Origin of the sequence: Paenibacillus cucumis (ex Kampfer et al. 2016) (assembly GCF_019748695.1) — a bacterium.
GTDB lineage: Bacteria > Bacillota > Bacilli > Paenibacillales > Paenibacillaceae > Paenibacillus > Paenibacillus polysaccharolyticus.
Genome location: NZ_JACLIC010000007.1, coordinates 261,710 through 277,883 on the forward strand (window position 1 = coordinate 261,710; position 16,174 = coordinate 277,883).

The 16,174-nt window shown below is 47.0% G+C and carries 18 protein-coding genes; 7 read left to right on the forward strand and 11 right to left on the reverse strand.

The window, feature by feature from the left end; translation table 11 throughout:
* The first annotated feature begins 73 nt into the window (after nucleotides 1-73).
* From H7T88_RS04395 to H7T88_RS04420, 6 genes are all read left to right on the forward strand, one after another.
* Complete coding sequence (locus tag H7T88_RS04395) at nucleotides 74-589, forward strand: sigma-70 family RNA polymerase sigma factor (RefSeq protein ID WP_154887302.1); 516 nt, start codon at nucleotides 74-76, stop codon at nucleotides 587-589.
* Nucleotides 586-1,923, forward strand: a complete 1,338-nt coding sequence (locus tag H7T88_RS04400; protein ID WP_221787211.1) for a DUF4179 domain-containing protein — start codon at nucleotides 586-588, stop codon at nucleotides 1,921-1,923. The genes H7T88_RS04395 and H7T88_RS04400 overlap by 4 nt, the downstream gene beginning before the upstream one ends.
* Nucleotides 1,924-1,995: 72 nt before the next feature.
* Entirely contained in the window at nucleotides 1,996-3,078 is a 1,083-nt protein-coding gene (locus H7T88_RS04405; protein ID WP_260510698.1) for a S66 family peptidase, read from the forward strand.
* A 68-nt stretch (nucleotides 3,079-3,146) separates the two neighbouring features.
* Entirely contained in the window at nucleotides 3,147-3,452 is a 306-nt protein-coding gene (locus tag H7T88_RS04410) for a hypothetical protein (RefSeq protein WP_145328501.1), read from the forward strand.
* Nucleotides 3,453-3,647: 195 nt separating this feature from the next.
* Nucleotides 3,648-4,427 (forward strand): threonine/serine exporter family protein, encoded by a 780-nt coding sequence (locus H7T88_RS04415; protein ID WP_221787447.1) that lies wholly within the window; start codon nucleotides 3,648-3,650, stop codon nucleotides 4,425-4,427.
* A gap of 18 nt (nucleotides 4,428-4,445) precedes the next feature.
* On the forward strand, nucleotides 4,446-4,904 hold the full coding sequence (locus tag H7T88_RS04420; RefSeq protein WP_090917956.1) for a threonine/serine exporter family protein: 459 nt from the start codon (nucleotides 4,446-4,448) through the stop codon (nucleotides 4,902-4,904).
* A 99-nt stretch (nucleotides 4,905-5,003) separates the two neighbouring features.
* On the opposite strand, the gene H7T88_RS04425 is transcribed toward H7T88_RS04420, so the two are convergent.
* The 10 genes from H7T88_RS04425 to H7T88_RS04470 form a co-directional block, all read right to left on the reverse strand.
* Nucleotides 5,004-5,549: a DUF2569 domain-containing protein gene (locus H7T88_RS04425; protein ID WP_221787213.1), complete on the reverse strand. Its 546-nt coding sequence runs from the start codon at nucleotides 5,547-5,549 to the stop codon at nucleotides 5,004-5,006.
* A gap of 117 nt (nucleotides 5,550-5,666) precedes the next feature.
* The gene (locus tag H7T88_RS04430) at nucleotides 5,667-7,544 is read right to left on the reverse strand and encodes a transglycosylase domain-containing protein (protein WP_221787216.1); all 1,878 of its coding nucleotides are present in this window, start codon (nucleotides 7,542-7,544) and stop codon (nucleotides 5,667-5,669) included.
* A complete protein-coding gene (locus H7T88_RS04435; RefSeq protein ID WP_221787219.1) occupies nucleotides 7,538-7,978 on the reverse strand; it encodes a hypothetical protein in 441 nt (146 codons plus the stop codon). The genes H7T88_RS04430 and H7T88_RS04435 overlap by 7 nt, the downstream gene beginning before the upstream one ends.
* Before the next feature lie 148 nt (nucleotides 7,979-8,126).
* Complete coding sequence (locus tag H7T88_RS04440; RefSeq protein WP_221787221.1) at nucleotides 8,127-9,260, reverse strand: sensor histidine kinase; 1,134 nt, start codon at nucleotides 9,258-9,260, stop codon at nucleotides 8,127-8,129.
* A 30-nt stretch (nucleotides 9,261-9,290) separates the two neighbouring features.
* Nucleotides 9,291-9,995: a response regulator transcription factor gene (locus tag H7T88_RS04445; protein ID WP_221787223.1), complete on the reverse strand. Its 705-nt coding sequence runs from the start codon at nucleotides 9,993-9,995 to the stop codon at nucleotides 9,291-9,293.
* A gap of 60 nt (nucleotides 9,996-10,055) precedes the next feature.
* Nucleotides 10,056-11,015: an aminoglycoside phosphotransferase family protein gene (locus H7T88_RS04450; protein WP_221787225.1), complete on the reverse strand. Its 960-nt coding sequence runs from the start codon at nucleotides 11,013-11,015 to the stop codon at nucleotides 10,056-10,058.
* A gap of 140 nt (nucleotides 11,016-11,155) precedes the next feature.
* Complete coding sequence (locus tag H7T88_RS04455) at nucleotides 11,156-11,617, reverse strand: DinB family protein (protein WP_253500267.1); 462 nt, start codon at nucleotides 11,615-11,617, stop codon at nucleotides 11,156-11,158.
* Nucleotides 11,618-11,846: 229 nt separating this feature from the next.
* Nucleotides 11,847-12,797, reverse strand: a complete 951-nt coding sequence (locus tag H7T88_RS04460; RefSeq protein ID WP_221787227.1) for a DUF1963 domain-containing protein — start codon at nucleotides 12,795-12,797, stop codon at nucleotides 11,847-11,849.
* A gap of 146 nt (nucleotides 12,798-12,943) precedes the next feature.
* Nucleotides 12,944-14,233 carry an ammonium transporter gene (locus H7T88_RS04465; RefSeq protein WP_090917973.1) on the reverse strand — a complete coding sequence of 430 codons (1,290 nt, stop codon included), beginning with the start codon at nucleotides 14,231-14,233 and terminating at the stop codon, nucleotides 12,944-12,946.
* Entirely contained in the window at nucleotides 14,230-14,649 is a 420-nt protein-coding gene (locus H7T88_RS04470; protein ID WP_221787233.1) for a hypothetical protein, read from the reverse strand. Before H7T88_RS04470 ends, H7T88_RS04465 begins: the two co-directional genes overlap by 4 nt.
* A gap of 291 nt (nucleotides 14,650-14,940) precedes the next feature.
* On the opposite strand from H7T88_RS04470, the gene H7T88_RS04475 reads away from it, so the two are divergent.
* The gene (locus tag H7T88_RS04475) at nucleotides 14,941-15,435 is read left to right on the forward strand and encodes a DinB family protein (RefSeq protein ID WP_221787235.1); all 495 of its coding nucleotides are present in this window, start codon (nucleotides 14,941-14,943) and stop codon (nucleotides 15,433-15,435) included.
* Between the two features lie 76 nt (nucleotides 15,436-15,511).
* Here H7T88_RS04475 and H7T88_RS04480 read toward each other — a convergent pair whose 3' ends face one another.
* Nucleotides 15,512-16,048, reverse strand: a complete 537-nt coding sequence (locus tag H7T88_RS04480) for a GNAT family N-acetyltransferase (RefSeq protein ID WP_154887320.1) — start codon at nucleotides 16,046-16,048, stop codon at nucleotides 15,512-15,514.
* Between the last annotated feature and the right edge of the window lie 126 nt (nucleotides 16,049-16,174).

The window sequence follows — 16,174 nt, forward strand, 5'->3', positions numbered from 1 at the left end:
TTTCAAAAAAACAAGAACCGTTTGGCAACTTTCTCTGTCTAATACGAAACAACATCAGCAAAGGAGGAGCCTTGTGACCCCTACCGAACTTACGCGAGCTGCACAAAAAGGGGATGCTGCAGCGTTTGCAGCCTTAATGGAGATGCATCAGAGCCGCCTGTACCGGATCGCCTATGCGTATCTGCATAATGAGGGCGATGCACTGGAAGCGATACAGGAAGCAACCTACCGCGCATACCGCAAACTCAAAAAATTGAAAGAACCTACCTACTTCAGTACATGGCTAATCCGCATCCTTCTGAACTACTGTGCAGATGAACGCAAACGCAAAATCCGGTTCAGTTCCGTAACCGAGATCCGTGAATCCGGCCGCTGGGATCGTCCCGAAGATCCGGATCTTGCCGCTGCGGTAGCTGCACTTGAGCCGGAATACAAACAAATTATTATTCTGAGTTATTTCGAAGGTTTCTCGTTAACTGAAGTCGCTGACATTCTCGAAATTCCGGCAGGCACGGTCAAATCACGACTGCACCGCGCGCTTGGCAAGCTCCGGGATCAACTTGAACCGAAAGGAGAGCTCTTATCATGACCGACGAACAAAATCCGTTCGAAGCTTTGGAGACCCGTCTTCAAGCACGCAAAGCCGAATACGATACGATGCCCGTACCGGATACAGCAACTTCCCGAGCTGTACAGGCCGGGATTCAACAAGCTTCCCGTAAACGAAAAACCAGATTACGCTGGCTGACCAGCTCCATCTCCGCAGCAGCCCTGATTTTATTGTTCACTGGCTGTATTCGGGTATCCCCTGCCTTTGCGTCCTTTGTCGAGCAACTGCCTGGAATGGAAGGCGTCGTCAATCTGATCCGGCAAGACAAAGGATTGATGATGGCGATTGATCAGTCCCTGTTGCAGAAAGTCGGGATCACCGACGAGCATAATGGGGGTTCCGTAACCGTGGAAGGCATTATTACTGACGACTCACGCATGGTTATTTTTTATAAGATGAAAGGCATGAAAAATACAGAAAAATTCGACTATGACATCGATTTGCTGGATGTAAACGGTAAAGATCTTCCTGTTGGTTTTGGCTATTCTACAATCCACTTTGACTCAGATGATCCAGTGTATGAAAACTATATTGATGTTATTTTTACCGACCAAGCCCCCCCTCCGGATGTGTTAACGGTGGTATTCAAATCGAGAGACAAAGCCAATCCAGGCGTGTGGAAGGTAACGATGCCAGTCGATAAAAATTTAACCAAGGGCATGAAAGAGGTTATCCCTGTAAACGAAACCTTGGTCGTCGATGGACAGCGTATCCAGGTAAAACAGGCCACCATGTATCCAACCCGGTTGGTACTTGACGTACAGATCGACCCAAACAACAGCAAAAAAATCTTTGGTCTCAGCGATTTGCAACTCGTGGATGAACAAGGACGTGCCTGGAGAACCGACACCGCCATTGGGGAGGATACACGTTCCATTTATTTTGAGAGCATGTATTTCTCCAAACCCAAAAAGCTGACCTTACAAGGCTCTGGATTCTCAGGTCTGGATAAAAAAGAGCTTGATTTCAGCCTCGACCTGAAAACACGTGAGATTACGGGAGGCCCTTCCGGTCTTCAGATGCTTGGCAGCAAAGTAGAGGGCAAAAATCTCATTGTTGATTTCTCTGTTCCTGACAGCATGGAAGATAGTTTCGTACTCGCTTTCAGCAAAGTGAAAGACAGTACGGGTAAAACTTATCAAACCCCTGGTGCAAGCTGGAGCCCGGGTTATGGAAAAGATCAGGATCACACCACGGTTTCAATCACCATCGAACATGGTGCAAAATTACAGGGTCAGCTTCAGATGAAAATTGCTACCTATCCGTCAAAAGTAAAGTCACCCTTTTCACTCGAAATCCCTGTAAATCCTTGATAGATTGCCTCCAATGAGCTGTCTTTCGTAAAAGTTTGCTGTATAATGATGGAAATATTATGAAGTCATATCATGAGCAACTTCAGCTCAAGTGGGAAAGGTGTGTTATATATGAACCCGCGTTCCATCCGTTATCCGCAGCCACTCGTGAAGGGCGATACGATTGGTGTAGCCGCACCGTCCAGTGGTGTAGGCGAGTCTATGCATCGTCATTTGGAAGACAGCAAACATCATATGGAGCGTCTCGGCTTCAACATTAAGGAAAGTCCTTCCCTGCGTAACAATTCCAAATGTGTGAGTGCTCCCAAAGAATCTCGCGCGGCAGAACTGAACGCATTTATGCTTGATCCCGGGATACAGGCCATTATTCCCCCATGGGGCGGAGAGTTTCTGATGGATACTCTGCCACTGCTGGACTGGGAAGCAATGAAGAAGTCACCACCTAAATGGGTGCTCGGCTACTCCGATATCAGCACTTTCTTGTTTGCTTATACGTTGTTGACCGGCTCTGCCTCAGCTCATGGTACGAATTATGTTGATCTTCGGACAAATGAATTAGATCCGGTTACGGCTCGCTGGATTGATGTGCTGCAGACGAAAGCTGACGAAGAGATCACACAAGTATCTTCTACCCATTATCAATCCGAATGGAATATGGGACTGCCCGGCTTTAATCTAGATACGCCATCTTGCTGGAAGCAGCTTGGAGCATCTGAAACACTAAGTGACTCTGTTCGCTTCTCAGGACGGTTAATTGGGGGCTGTATGGACACCATCACTTGCCTGATCGGCACTCCTTTTGCACCGGTAGAAGACTATTTGCATCAGTACTGCGCTGACGAAGGAACGATCTGGTATCTGGAAAGCTGTGAGATGGACGCAAGTGATATCTATCGCCGTCTGTGGCAGATGAGACAAGCTGGCTGGTTTGCCGGGGCGAACGGTTTCCTGTTTGGACGGCCTGCCGGTTATTCGGACACAGCCGATTTTACGTTTACCGATGCCCTCTCCTCTGCGCTTGGCGATCTGACCGTGCCTCTGCTGTATGATGTGGATCTCGGTCACATTCCACCTCAGATGACTTTTGTGAATGGCGCAGTGGGTCAGGTCAGTTACGAAAGCGGTCGTGGAACTCTGCACATGTCATATGTGTAATCACCTTTTGTAGGCAGATGCATACCTTGAAGTAAGAAGGATTTTATTTCGAGGAAGGGTTGTGCATCATGTCTGAATCGCCATCCACACCAACCACACGTGTTGTATATCAGGCCAATCAACCGATGCTGCAATCCGTGCAAAATGTGCGGAACATGCTGCACCATACGGCTCGTCAGCATATCGGCAAGAAAGTGCAAGTTCAGAACATCGATGGTCAGGTTTGGGAAGGAGTCATTATTAGTGCAGACCGCGGAATACTGTACCTTCAAGTGACACCAATGCATGGTTACCCTGAACCGCGTGCTTTGTTTGGCCCAACGATTCTACCGCTGGTGCTGTATGAATTGCTCGTCATCACCTTGTTAATGTAAGCCAAAAGGGCTTCGTCTCTTTCCTTTCGAGGATTGGGCGAAGCTTTTTTATTCCATGTGCCGGGATTGCTTGTGAGCGTGTGAAATATGATACAATGGTGTCGGTACCTTGCCTTATTTCATATGAAACGGAGTTTGATCCGGTTGGAATACATACGTCATGACCCCTCTTCTCCTGTTGAATCAGAACCGGAGATGCGTAACAAAAGTCAACACCCTGTTACTGAGCCGTCTGAGCAATCCCAAGTCATCGCCATCTGTCTGCTTGCCGGGAAAATCATGCTGCAAAGCGGCGGCGAAACGTACCGCGTTGAAGATACGATGAAGCGGATGGCCGCTGCCTTGGGGCTGCCACATTCACATAGTTATGTGGTGCCCACGGGCATCTTTTTCTCGGTGGATGCCACGGAACCCGCGAAGCTGATTCGCATCTCGGAGCGCACCACGGACCTCGATAAAGTGTCTGAAGTGAATGCCGTCTCACGTCGCATCGGACAAGGGCAACTAACCGTTCAGGAAGCCCATGAGCTGCTGCTGGAGATCGAACGCAAGCCTTCCGGTTATTCGTATGCTGTCCAGCTAGGGGCCGCTGCCTTATCCAGTGCTTGCTTCACAATCATGTTCGGCGGAGGCTGGGGAGATTTTCTTCCGGCACTACTCTGCGGCGGAATCGGTTACGCAGCGGTCATTCTTTTTCACCGCTGGGTGCGTGTTAAATTTTTTGCTGAGCTTACGGCCTCCTTTGTCATCGGCATGCTTGCCTTTTTCCTCGTGTATGTGGGTGCAGGCTTGGAGCGGGACAAAATCATAATCGGTTCTGTCATGCCGCTCGTGCCGGGACTGCTCATTACCAATGCCGTGCGCGACCTGATGGCTGGGCATCTCGTATCTGGCTTATCTAAGGGCGCCGAGGCTTTTCTGACTGCTTTTGCCATCGGCACAGGCATTGCTGTTGTATTTTCACTTTTGATGTAAGACGGAGGGTTGCAGGAAATGCTCCATTTTATAGGACAAGCTTTAACCAGCTTCATTGCTTCGGCTGCGTTTGGCATTATTTTTAATGCGCCAAGACGGATGCTGCTTCACGGCGGATTTGTCGGGATGATTGGCTGGATCATTTATATTGTACTGGAGTATGCAGCAGATGCTGTCCCGGCCACACTGGCCGCAACGATTGCTGTTGGTGTCATCAGTCAGCTATTTTCTCGCATGTTCCGGGCACCTGTCATTATTTTTAGCGTGGCAGGTATCATTCCTCTCGTGCCGGGAGGACTGGCGTATAATGCAATGCGTAGTTTTGTACAAAATGACTACAGTGCTGCCATGGAGATGGCCGCCAAAGCTCTTATGTTGTCGGGTGCTATCGCCGTAGGACTTGTCCTATCCGAGGTATTAAACCAGATGATTCAGAGCCTTTCCCGTTCAAACCGCATCAAGTCCACCTCCAAATGAACCTCCCAATGGCAGGTTGCCACCAAGCAAAAAAAGCCCATGGTCTGCAAGCTGGAGTTTTGACTTAGCTCCGTTCTTGTAGACTATGGGCCTTTTCGTTTACTTGATAAACGTATTTTTCACACGTACCGACTTCAGAAAATAGGGAATAAAAATACAGCACGTCAGCAGCGAACGAATGATCAGGTTAAAAGCAGATGTGGCATCCAGTATATGCTCTTCTCTACCGATCTCATTGCGGGCGATGAGGATCCATGTCACCACTCCAATGAGCACATTCGCAATATATTGCACAATCATCATTCGTGGGAACCATCGCTTCCGTCTATATAACAAAACAAGATTCACTACAATAAGGATGAACAGTATAACACTGCTAATGAAACCAAACCACAGGAGTGGACGGATGACTTCTGCATAGAACTGCGGACTAACGCCACGACTACCTACCCATCGCTCCGGGTTCATAATCACGGTAACGCTTGTTATATCGGACAGTAGAAACGCAAATGAAATCCACAAACTGATCTGAATTAAAATCAACCAGCCACCCAAACCAGAGATACCAGGAAGTTCAGGCCGAATACCACTTTTGGATGAGAACATGCCCGGTTCCTTGTCTCGGTTATTATATCGACTACGCATAATATCCTCCTTCAAACGATATAAGAGCATCTATTATAGCTCATCATCTGTATATCATGCTATAAAAAGGATAAAATTACCGATAAAGCTGGGTGCAATTTCAGCTTTGCTCTTTCTTTATGGCGTTGTCCGTTTCATTACCGCTCCGATCAGCTCAGCGGCAGTTCCGCTTCCTGACTTTAAGTAATGTTTCGCATCCGTATAATCGAATCCCATCCACACGACCCCCGTCCATTTCCTTGTATATCCGGCAAACCAGATATCCCGATTTGCTTGCTTGGGCACATTCGGCAATGCGGCTTGTGTCGTACCCGTTTTGCCAGCCACATGATCATCAGGCAACTGGGCACGCTTTCCTGTTCCTTGGCTCACGACAAGCTGCAGCATGTTCGTTATTTCTTGAGCCGTTCGCCTCGTGATAACTTGTTTGTTCTCTGAGCGATGGCTATAGATAATTTGCCCTCGGGCATCCGTTATTTCGTGTATAAGGTGTGCACGATTGAATCTCCCCTCATTGGCAAAAACAGCATAGGCTTGTGCAAGCTTGAGCGGCGAGACACCTTGATGCATCCCCCCAAGGGCAACGGACAGATTCATATCTTCATCCTGTAATTGAATTCCTAGTCGCTCAGCGAACCCTTTGGCTTGGTTCAACCCGATCTCGTGTAACAACCAGATTGCAGGTGCATTGATTGATTTTTGCAGAGCCTCCGACAAAGATACCGTACCTCTGTACCTTCCTCCCACATTGCCCGGCTGGTAATTCCCGTAACGTGTAGGTCGGTCAGGAAGCATACTTGATGGCTCGAATTGTCCGGACTCCAATGCAGGGCCATAGACGATGACGGGTTTAAATACGGATCCTGGCTGCCTTGCATCCTTCATAGCACGATTCATATCTCCCTTCACAGGATTTCGTCCACCCATCATTCCTTTCACTTCACCGTTATGTTGATCAAGTATTACCATACTGGCCTGTACCTGTTGAGTTTCTCGGTCATCCGGAAACCAGACATGCTCCGCGAATGTTTCCTCCATTGCCCGCTGCACACTTGCATTCAAGCCCGTTCGAATGGTCCATCCTGCGGAACGAATCTCGTCCTCACCCTTGCCGGTGAGAAGTGAAGCCTCCTGCAAGACTGCATCTAAGGCAGACGTATAGGAAGGCTTCTCCATTTGAGACTTATGTGCCGTTGACAGGCTCGCCATATTTGGAGGAGGCGCTTGGTATTCAACAGCTGCGGCCTCCTGCATCTGTTTGCTCGTAATGATTCCCTGTTCATGCATCATGGAGAGAACGACATTACGTCGCTCTTGGGAAAGATTCTTGTTATCCACCGGATTGTAAATAGACGGCCCCTTGGGAATACCCGCGAGCGTCGCGATCTGCCAGAGTTTTAACCGTTTCAAATCTTCCACACCGAAATAACGCCATGCTGCTGCCTTGACTCCATACTGCTGCCGTCCCATGTAAATCCGGTTCAGATACATTTCCAGGATTTCGTCCTTCGAATACTTCGTTTCCATCTCGATCGCAATGGATAACTCGTTTATTTTACGGATGAAGTTCTTGTTGGCGTTCAGATACAGATTTCTAGCCAGTTGCTGTGTGATCGAACTCCCGCCCTGGCTCCAATTCATATGTAGTATATTTTCTACCATTGCCCTGCCAACACCCATGACGTCTAGACCCGCATGTCGGTAGAAACGCCGATCCTCGGTCACTAAAAAGGCCTGTTTTAGCATATCCGGCATTTCTTGCAGATCGGCATACGCCATATATCCTCCGTTTGGTGTCGTCAACCTGATGATCTCTTGTCCAGCCTCATCCAGAATGACGGTTGATGACACTTGATGCATAACTTCCGGTTGATGGCGAATCACCATTTTTCCATACGAAAACAAATAGATGTACAGTAGCACTAGTAGAACCGCTACAATAACAGCAACATCGTACAGTCGATATATGGAACGTTTCATCTTCACATTTAACATGATGGTTCCTCGGATTTAACCTTCATTTCAGAGCAATCTTTATTCGCTGTAAGCGCCGCAATCGCATTGATCTGATCACTCAATTGCCGCAGCTCACCACCGCTCAGGATTTGAATGGGTGCAGGATTCCGGCCCTTAGCAAGTTCATTAGTTCCCCGCACAAGAGCTTGCATGTCTTCGCTTATTTTCTGAGAACGAATCCAGAAAAATAAAAGAAACAAACCTCCGCCCATAAGCAACCCGATCGGTTTCTTTCCTATATGATTGATACTCCAATGTACGAGGTCGGTAAACCAGACAGCTTCATGGAACATCAAACGATAAGCTAATCTCATGATCTGGTACATAACAAAAAGAAGCACGATGCTGAGAACCGCGCTTGCTCCGCAAATATAGATGTATTTCATTCGAACGGTGTTAAATCTTGAACTCATCTTCGGTACCCTCCTCATACTTCGAACAGATTGATAGAGGTAGCATACCGAATAGTTCTTAAAGAAGCGTTGTTAACTTCTTATCAAATTCTTAATTTACATATCCAAAGCTTAATATGAGAGGTATGATATGAACATTCTACTCTTCCTACTCTTCCAATGGCGTATGGACGGGTGGTTTTATGGCCGGAAAACGGGTAACAAAATCCGTCCGGCCCTGATCGCTATAAGCGGCAATCTGCCCCTGATGCAGTTCTATCATGGATTTGGCAATGGCAAGTCCCAATCCTGTGCCTCCTGTATCACGAGAACGTGATTTATCTACCCGATAGAAACGTTCAAACAGATGTGGCAAGTCCTGAGCGGGAATCGGTTCCCCGTAATTACTAATACGCACCACAGCTTCTCCCTCTTCAAGAACAAGGCCAATTTCCATTACTTTGCCCTTAGCGCCATATCGAATCGCATTGCTGAACAAGTTTTCATAGGCTCTAACGAGTCTTCCCGGAGCAGCCTGAATCCATAATGGATCTTGTCCTCCAACGATCGTATAGGTCATGCCTGCTTCTTCAAGCATTGGAGCAAATTCTTCGGCGAGTTGCATGAGGAATGGAGTCAGATTCAGTGGTCTTAAAGACAACGGAAGGCTTACGCCGCTGACCCGAGTATATTCAAACAAATCATCAATGAGTTTACGCAACGTCAGGGATTTCTCGTAAGCGATACTGACGTAATAACGCATTTCTAATTCATCCTGATAACGATCCTTCTCGATATACTCCAAAAATCCAAGAATCGAGGTTAAGGGTGTCCTCAAATCATGCGAGATGCCTGTAATCAGATCATTTTTGGCTGCAACGGCACTCCGTTCTTCCTGAAGAGATCGCTGGAGTTGTTCCGCCATCTGATTGATGCTCGCCGCAACCACACCAAACTCATCCGAAGTCTTCACCGCAATCCGATGTGACAGTTCTCCTTTGGCAACTTCCTGGATACCCGCCGTGATCTCATCCAGTACAACCATCACTTTGCGGGTGAACAGAAAGAAAAACAGCACAAAACTGATGATTCCTACAGCAATCATCAGTGGAACAGAGCCAATATGATTCACTAGCCAGCGAACCACTTGCCCCGGAATCGTATAATTCGGATATTGCTGATTCTTCAGAATCGTCTCGCCCACTTTACCTGCTCCATACAATATCACCGCAGTCAAAATGCCACTTAATATAAATGCGTAAATAAACTTCCAGCGTACCGTATTAATCCATTTCGAATTCATGGTAGAAACTCCCTGCTTGTGACGTACAACCTAAATCGGTTTAATCATCTTATATCCGACACCCCATACGGTCTGAATGAACTTCGGATGTTTACTATCGTGCTCAATCTTCTCACGAAGTTTACGAATATGCACCATAACCGTGTTGTTAGACTCCATGAATTCTTCTTTCCAGACTTGGCGGTAAATCTGTTCCATACTAAGTACCGATCCTTGATGCCTTGCGAGCAGTTCAAGCACTGCAAATTCCCGGGGTGTAAGATGCACAGGTTTGTCATCCAGCCACACTTCATGTGTGTCTGTATTAATAATCAGATCATCAATGATCCATTCATGCTCCTTGCTTTCCCTGCCCTCATTAAATGTATGGTACCTGCGAAGCTGGGATTTCGCTCTCGCCACAAGCTCAAGCGGATTGAACGGCTTGGTTAAATAATCATCAGCGCCGATGCTTAAACCCGTTATTTTATCGATATCCGTACTTTTTGCAGACAGCATTATAATTGGCATTTTCTGCTCTTCGCGAATTTTCATGCAGGCTTCGATTCCGTCCATATTGGGCATCATGACGTCCAGAATAATGAGATCAATGTCTACCGTCTTAAGCACCTCTAGAGCCTGTATTCCGTCATTCGCAGTAAAAATCCGGTACCCTTCATTGCCAAAATAAATTTCCATCAGTTTAATAATATCCTGCTCATCATCGACAAGCAGTATGGATGCTGGTTGTGCCACGGCATTTTTCCTTTCTGCTTCACAAAAGCTACATCGGTTTAACCCAACTACTAATGCAATCTATCTGTTCACAGTATACCACCTCGGAATCATACTACGGAAATCATCATGATCATTCCGCACACGTTCAATCTTCATCATCATCTGCTCGGTCTCCTCTGGCTTCACGTTCTGAATCCACACCACGGAAGATATCAGCGCCATGGCCATATACAGAGAGTACATCTTCCAGAAACCCTCATCCGGTTCATGCCCATCAAAATATCCATGTATCTGCCCAATCGAGTATGGAATGCTGATCTCTGTAGCAAATAACCCCAGCTTCAAAAACTCATGCACAGGGTCGCCCTGATCTGCACGGTCAAAATCAATTACCCCTGCCAGTTCACCCTTGTTTACTATCAGATTAGCTGGATGAAAATCATCATGCTGAAAACCATCGGGACGGTCTTTCATCCATTCCAAATGTTCTTCAATAAAATTCAGGATATACTGATCACTTTCCATCACAACAGGGCACGCGTTGTATCGATCCACGTACCGCCGATGCTTCTTACTTCTCCGTATGTACCAGGACTCGGCCTGCTTCTCTACAGCTAACTGATGAATGCGCTCTAACTCTGCACCTGCTTTCAGGCCGATGGAATACTGCTGCTGCTCACTCATCGAAGGCAATACCTCGGAAGCATCTTCACCCTCAAGATAACTCAAAATCATATATCCATTGTTCTCATCCAACCTTCCAACGCCAAGCGGTGTAGAGCATAGAACCCCCATCTCTCTCAACGCTGCCAAAACATGAGTCTCTTGTCGCTTGTCATCCATATCACGACAAGGAAAGATTCGCAGCAACATATTTCTTTGATCAGGAACAACGACTTTGAACTTATGATCCAGGGAATATCCTCGGGATATACGTTCAACCTGTAGAGCATTTCGAAGTTCAGGAATCCTTGTCACAATCTCCAGCATGCCGCTCTCACTCGAAGATGAATTCTGGTTATCCATAAATTCTACCAACTTAACCCCTCCATTATTAGATGTAAGTTACAAGTCGGCTTATATCAAAGAATACCTGCATAAATTTATGTACTGTCCCTTGTATCCCGGTTAATGCTCTTCATACCTTTACCCAATATGTATTGATGATATGTATTCGTTTAGGCAAACATCGCCGTCTTGGGTTCTCTTCCCGTCAAGGTTAACATCGTATAGAGTTGTCCCCTGTGATGGTACATATGCCCCATCATTTCAAGTAACCATTCCAGACGGCTATAGGAAGCACCCCAATAGGATGTTGTTACATGAAGCAATTCTTCCGTCGTAAACTGCATGTAACGCTGGTAGAGGAAGTTCCGGTTCTCTATGAGAGAATCCTTGATCTGGTTCACAGAACACACGCGGTTCTCTTGATAAAATCGAGTCATTTCCTCTTCTGATGCACCTTCGGATATGTACAGATCTGCGCGACAGACTAACGCTAGATGCGAGAGTAACTCCCTTATAGAACGTTTGCCCTCAATCGGAGTCAGGTCCAAATCTTCTTCACTTAACTGATCGCAAATATCAACTAATGATGCAACCGCCGTATCAATATGTTTGAATGCAGACTGAATCAACATTATCACTTCCTTTTCATCCCATTATATAGAACATATGATCTCATTTCAACCTATGTACTTCCTTTAACTATTTAAACACGCTGGCGTCTCTGATTAACATATGCGCACAAAAAAAGTCCCTCCTCCTCTTATAAACGGGGTTTCAGGACATTTTGTTACAGCTATTGAATAAATATTCACCTAATTTATGGAATGGCAGTTGGCCTGGGTAATAAAAATGAACTAAAACTTAACTGGAATAAATCGAACAACATGTATGATCAAATTGCTCAGCCTCCAGGTCAGCACCTCGAATGAAGAACTGTAATTCACCGCAATCCAGCCACTGAAAACCGATAGCATCATTCGTATCTATTTTTAACAGCAGCAGTGTGTCCGATAATTCCTCCCACGTGCGCTCTTCTTCTCCATCGTAATGCGCGGTCAGCTTCTTCACACATTCCTGCTCACTGCCGTTGTGTGCCTCACCCAGCTCAATATAACTCAACGCCCGGTGTTCTGCATCGGGATGCTGCCCATCGGGGTAACCAAACATGCCGCCCCAATTCAGCGGGCTTGGGTGATTCCAGTCTGATTCGAATTCCAAATAACGGTCTAGCAAGCGACCTTCCACAGCTCGCTCATCATCGGGAACTGCCTCTGAAATATTCACCTGTTCAGCCAACGCCGCAGCATCTATGTAGGCATATGTAGGAAGCTCAAGGTTAGGCAAGACGGTAACCGAATGGGCTATCGTAGGCTCTCCCCCCAGAGCGGTGGCCCCGTCCGGTTCGCGTTTCACGAGATTATATGTAGATGGTTCATAGATCACTCGATGTTCAATCGGATAAGCTGCATCCACACTGCCAATAAAAAAGTACAACATGCCCCGCTCCGGCAACGTTCCGCGCCCGTCATTCGGTGTATACGGAGACAAATCCACCATATTCAGCTGGGCCAGAAAAGTCATTGGCACCCCGTCCTTCGTAAGCGGCCAGTCCAGATCATCCGGCAGATCAGGATGTCCGCCAACACGCGAATTTCCTGTTCTGCGATATTCATCCGTTGTGGACACATCCAGGCGAATACCCCAGCGCCCAGCATCCAGCACCAGATCGGCAACAGCACCGAGACCGTATTCTTCTTCGAGGGTTTTACGTGCTTTTCTAGTCAGACGTTCACATTGTTCCGGCTTAATCATATAGATCCTCCCTTTTTGACGTTACACCTATGCTGAGACTTATTCACGTTCACACCTGTATATTCTTCCGCCTTGTCTTTTTTCCCTGCTTTCTGTGTAAAAAAGAGGCTGACCTTCGTCAGCCCCTATCTTTTCATATACTTTTGTTATCGATTTGAATCAGAGGACTTCTGCTGATAAGCAATCATATGCTCCTCGCCATCCAGAAATTCATGCGACTGGTGCGCAGCCATCACCCCGTGATAACTGATGTCCAGACCAAGGTCTTCCTCTTCCTCGGTCGAACGGACAGGAACCACTTTGCCAATGAGCTTCAGTCCGAACCAGGTCATGGCGAATCCCCAGACGACCAGTGCAGTCAGACCCAGCACCTGAACACCAAGTAACTTCCAGCCGCCGCCCATGAACAAACCTCCGTCCGTGGCAAACAGACCTACTGCAACTGTCCCCCACATTCCCGAAACGGCATGAACCGGGAAAGCACCTACCGGATCATCAATGCGCATGCGATCCAGCCAGTTCGTAGCAGCCATCATCAACAGACCGGAGACTGCGCCGATGAATATTGCTGCCAGATCACCTACAAATGCACAGCCTGCCGTGATGCCTACCAGTCCAGCAAGTGAACCGTTAATCACGGACGGTGCATCGGAACGATTAAAGCGGAACAAGGTATAGAGCAACGTAGCCGCACCACCCGCAGCTGCGGATAGCATCGTAACGATGGCGATGTGACCGATTCTGACATCCGTCGCACTCAATGTACTTCCCGCATTAAACCCAAACCAGCCAAACCATAACAGGAAAGCACCTACCGATGCCAGTGGCAGATTGCTTGGCAATGCAATCGCACTTACACCAAGTGGTGTGTATTTCCCTTTACGTGGCCCGATAATAATAGCTGCCGCCAATGCAGAGAAACCGCCCAGTGCGTGAATCACCGCTGAACCGGCGAAATCTTGCATACCCAGCTGACTGAGCCAGCCGCCACCCCAAGCCCAGTGTCCGCCAATCGGATAAATAATCGCCGTCATCAGGATGATATATAGTAGGTATGCACGGAAATTGATCCGTTCAGCTACGGCACCGGATACGATTGAAATGACCGCAATCGTGAACGCGGCTTGGAATAGCCAAAACGTCTCCAGGGATACCGGAACGTTCAGATGAGAGAGATCACCATTCAGGAAAAAACCTGTCACTCCTATAAACCCTCCAGCATCTGAACCATACATCAAGCCAAAACCAATCGCGTAAAACAATAATGTGCCAATCGTAATATCAGCAAATACTTTCATGATAATATTCACACTATTTTTATAACGTACAAACCCAGCCTCCAGCAGGGCAAATCCGCCCTCCATCAACAAAATCATCGCTGCGCTGAGAACAACCCAGACCGTGTCGATCCCGGAGCTTAACGTTTCCAAAGTCATGCCTGCACATCCTCCGTTTCACTAAGCTGTCTGATCTCGCGGATAATTTCAGGCGAAAGCTCAATCTCTTCCTGCCGATTATGATCAGCGCTCTGAATACGTTCCATAATCTGATCAAGATCACGGATGCGCCTGCGAATCTGCTCCATCTTGCGGAATCGTTCCTTCACCTGCACCATGTATTCCACCGCTTGGTGATGAGAAGCCGGACGTCCCGCAAACCATTTGCGAACAGGAGACAGCGACTGATAAGCCACTTCCTCGGCTCGTCGTTTTTGTTCAAACTGTTCAATCTTCTGCTTTAGCGTTTCGATCTCATTTTCTTTTTTGACCTTCAACCGTTCGATAAGGTACAATAGATCGGACGATGATATTTGCAATGCTGTATGGTGATACACCTCGTCGATTACTAACATATCATGTCAGGACTCCTTACATATCAAGTTACTTGTTACCGATTATAGTTTGCCGGGGTGTGCCCGTCAATCTTTTTTTCGTTTTATGAAAGCCGTTGTATACAATTCAGCATACCCAATTTAAGGGTATGTTTTTTATTTTTTCCTCAAGTTCACCTAACAAGGGGTAATATGGGTAAAGTTCGCATTTGCTCATTTTGTGTTTTATGCTGGTTAAACAGGGTCTTATATGTTCGGTTGGACATATAGAAACAGTAATGTTATTGTAATAAACCTAAAGAGAGGATGTTTATGATGTTTGAACGTAATGACGAAATACGTAACCAAATCTGGGAGGCTATCTCCGGGTTAGATGAAGATCAATTGAACCGGAAACCTTCCCCGGAACAGTGGAGCATTATGCAAGTGTTACGGCACTTGAATCTGATGGAAAATGTCATCACCAAGCAAGCTCGTCTTGCAGTGGAAAAAGAACAGAATGTGTCCATTGAGAAAAAGCCTTATGAAATGTCTCTGGACCGCAGCAGATCTGTCGAAGCCCCTCCTCATGTGCAACCACCAACTGAGCCTGAGAGACTTGCGGATATTCGTAGGGATCTGGCTGAGTCCCATCAAGCACTGGAACAGTTTGCACGCGAGCATGATGTTGCCCTGTTACGTAGTAAGTCGTTCCCTCACCCGGCGTTCGGTGAATTGGATCTGGCACAATGGATCGATTTTACAAGCTACCACGAGGAACGTCATCTGGGACAGATTCGAGAGATCAAGCAGCAACTGGGACTGTAAATGGGTTCGTGGTTTGTAAAATAAGCAAAAAACCTCCGCATTCCACTTATAGTGGATACGGAGGTTTTTTCTTTATTTAAATCTGCGCCTCTTTCAGGCGGTGATCAGCTCCAACTTTTTTGCCCAGAATCACAAGGTCTCGATCCACGCCATCCAGCACCGCCACTTCCGGATAAAATCCCCACTGTTCGAAGCCATGCTTGCGCAATAACCCCAGGCTCGGCTCGTTATGCCCGAATACAAATCCTAGAATCGTCGTGATTCCCAGCTCAGGACAAGCCTCGAATACCGTATTCAGCAGCAACCCACCGGCCCCAATTCCACGGCACTGCTGATCGACGTATACACTGACTTCTACCGTCCCATTGTATGCTGGTCGCCCATAAAACGAACTCAAACTGGCCCATGCGACAACCTGCCCATCCCGTTTCATGACCCATAGAGGACGACGATCCGGTGTATGCTCATTAAACCATGGCAAACGCTGCTCTACCGTCACCGGCTCCAAATCCGCCGTTACCATGCGGCTCTCGATAGTTGAATTATAAATCTCTACAATTCTCGGCAAGTCTTCGAGACATGCATATTCGATCTGTACCTTTTCCAGTGCCATTCCCTATTCCTCCATTGACCTCTATAAGTTGAACTAAGAATTTACACAGTCCACTCCAATGACAGAATAACCTTTCAATCGCTGTTATCCCCAGATTTTTTTGATTCCCTTTTCCAAAGGGAAAAA

Coding starts and splice junctions, on each gene's coding strand:
- H7T88_RS04400 (WP_221787211.1), top strand. CDS start 586: ATGACCGACGAACAAAATCCGTTCGAAGCTTTGGAGACCCGTCTTCAA.
- H7T88_RS04405 (WP_260510698.1), top strand. CDS start 1,996: ATGAGCAACTTCAGCTCAAGTGGGAAAGGTGTGTTATATATGAACCCG.
- H7T88_RS04410 (WP_145328501.1), top strand. CDS start 3,147: ATGTCTGAATCGCCATCCACACCAACCACACGTGTTGTATATCAGGCC.
- H7T88_RS04415 (WP_221787447.1), top strand. CDS start 3,648: ATGCGTAACAAAAGTCAACACCCTGTTACTGAGCCGTCTGAGCAATCC.
- H7T88_RS04420 (WP_090917956.1), top strand. CDS start 4,446: ATGCTCCATTTTATAGGACAAGCTTTAACCAGCTTCATTGCTTCGGCT.
- H7T88_RS04425 (WP_221787213.1), bottom strand. CDS start 5,549: ATGCGTAGTCGATATAATAACCGAGACAAGGAACCGGGCATGTTCTCA.
- H7T88_RS04430 (WP_221787216.1), bottom strand. CDS start 7,544: ATGTTAAATGTGAAGATGAAACGTTCCATATATCGACTGTACGATGTT.
- H7T88_RS04435 (WP_221787219.1), bottom strand. CDS start 7,978: ATGAGTTCAAGATTTAACACCGTTCGAATGAAATACATCTATATTTGC.
- H7T88_RS04440 (WP_221787221.1), bottom strand. CDS start 9,260: ATGAATTCGAAATGGATTAATACGGTACGCTGGAAGTTTATTTACGCA.
- H7T88_RS04455 (WP_253500267.1), bottom strand. CDS start 11,617: ATGTTGATTCAGTCTGCATTCAAACATATTGATACGGCGGTTGCATCA.
- H7T88_RS04460 (WP_221787227.1), bottom strand. CDS start 12,797: ATGATTAAGCCGGAACAATGTGAACGTCTGACTAGAAAAGCACGTAAA.
- H7T88_RS04465 (WP_090917973.1), bottom strand. CDS start 14,233: ATGACTTTGGAAACGTTAAGCTCCGGGATCGACACGGTCTGGGTTGTT.
- H7T88_RS04470 (WP_221787233.1), bottom strand. CDS start 14,649: ATGTTAGTAATCGACGAGGTGTATCACCATACAGCATTGCAAATATCA.
- H7T88_RS04475 (WP_221787235.1), top strand. CDS start 14,941: ATGATGTTTGAACGTAATGACGAAATACGTAACCAAATCTGGGAGGCT.
- H7T88_RS04480 (WP_154887320.1), bottom strand. CDS start 16,048: ATGGCACTGGAAAAGGTACAGATCGAATATGCATGTCTCGAAGACTTG.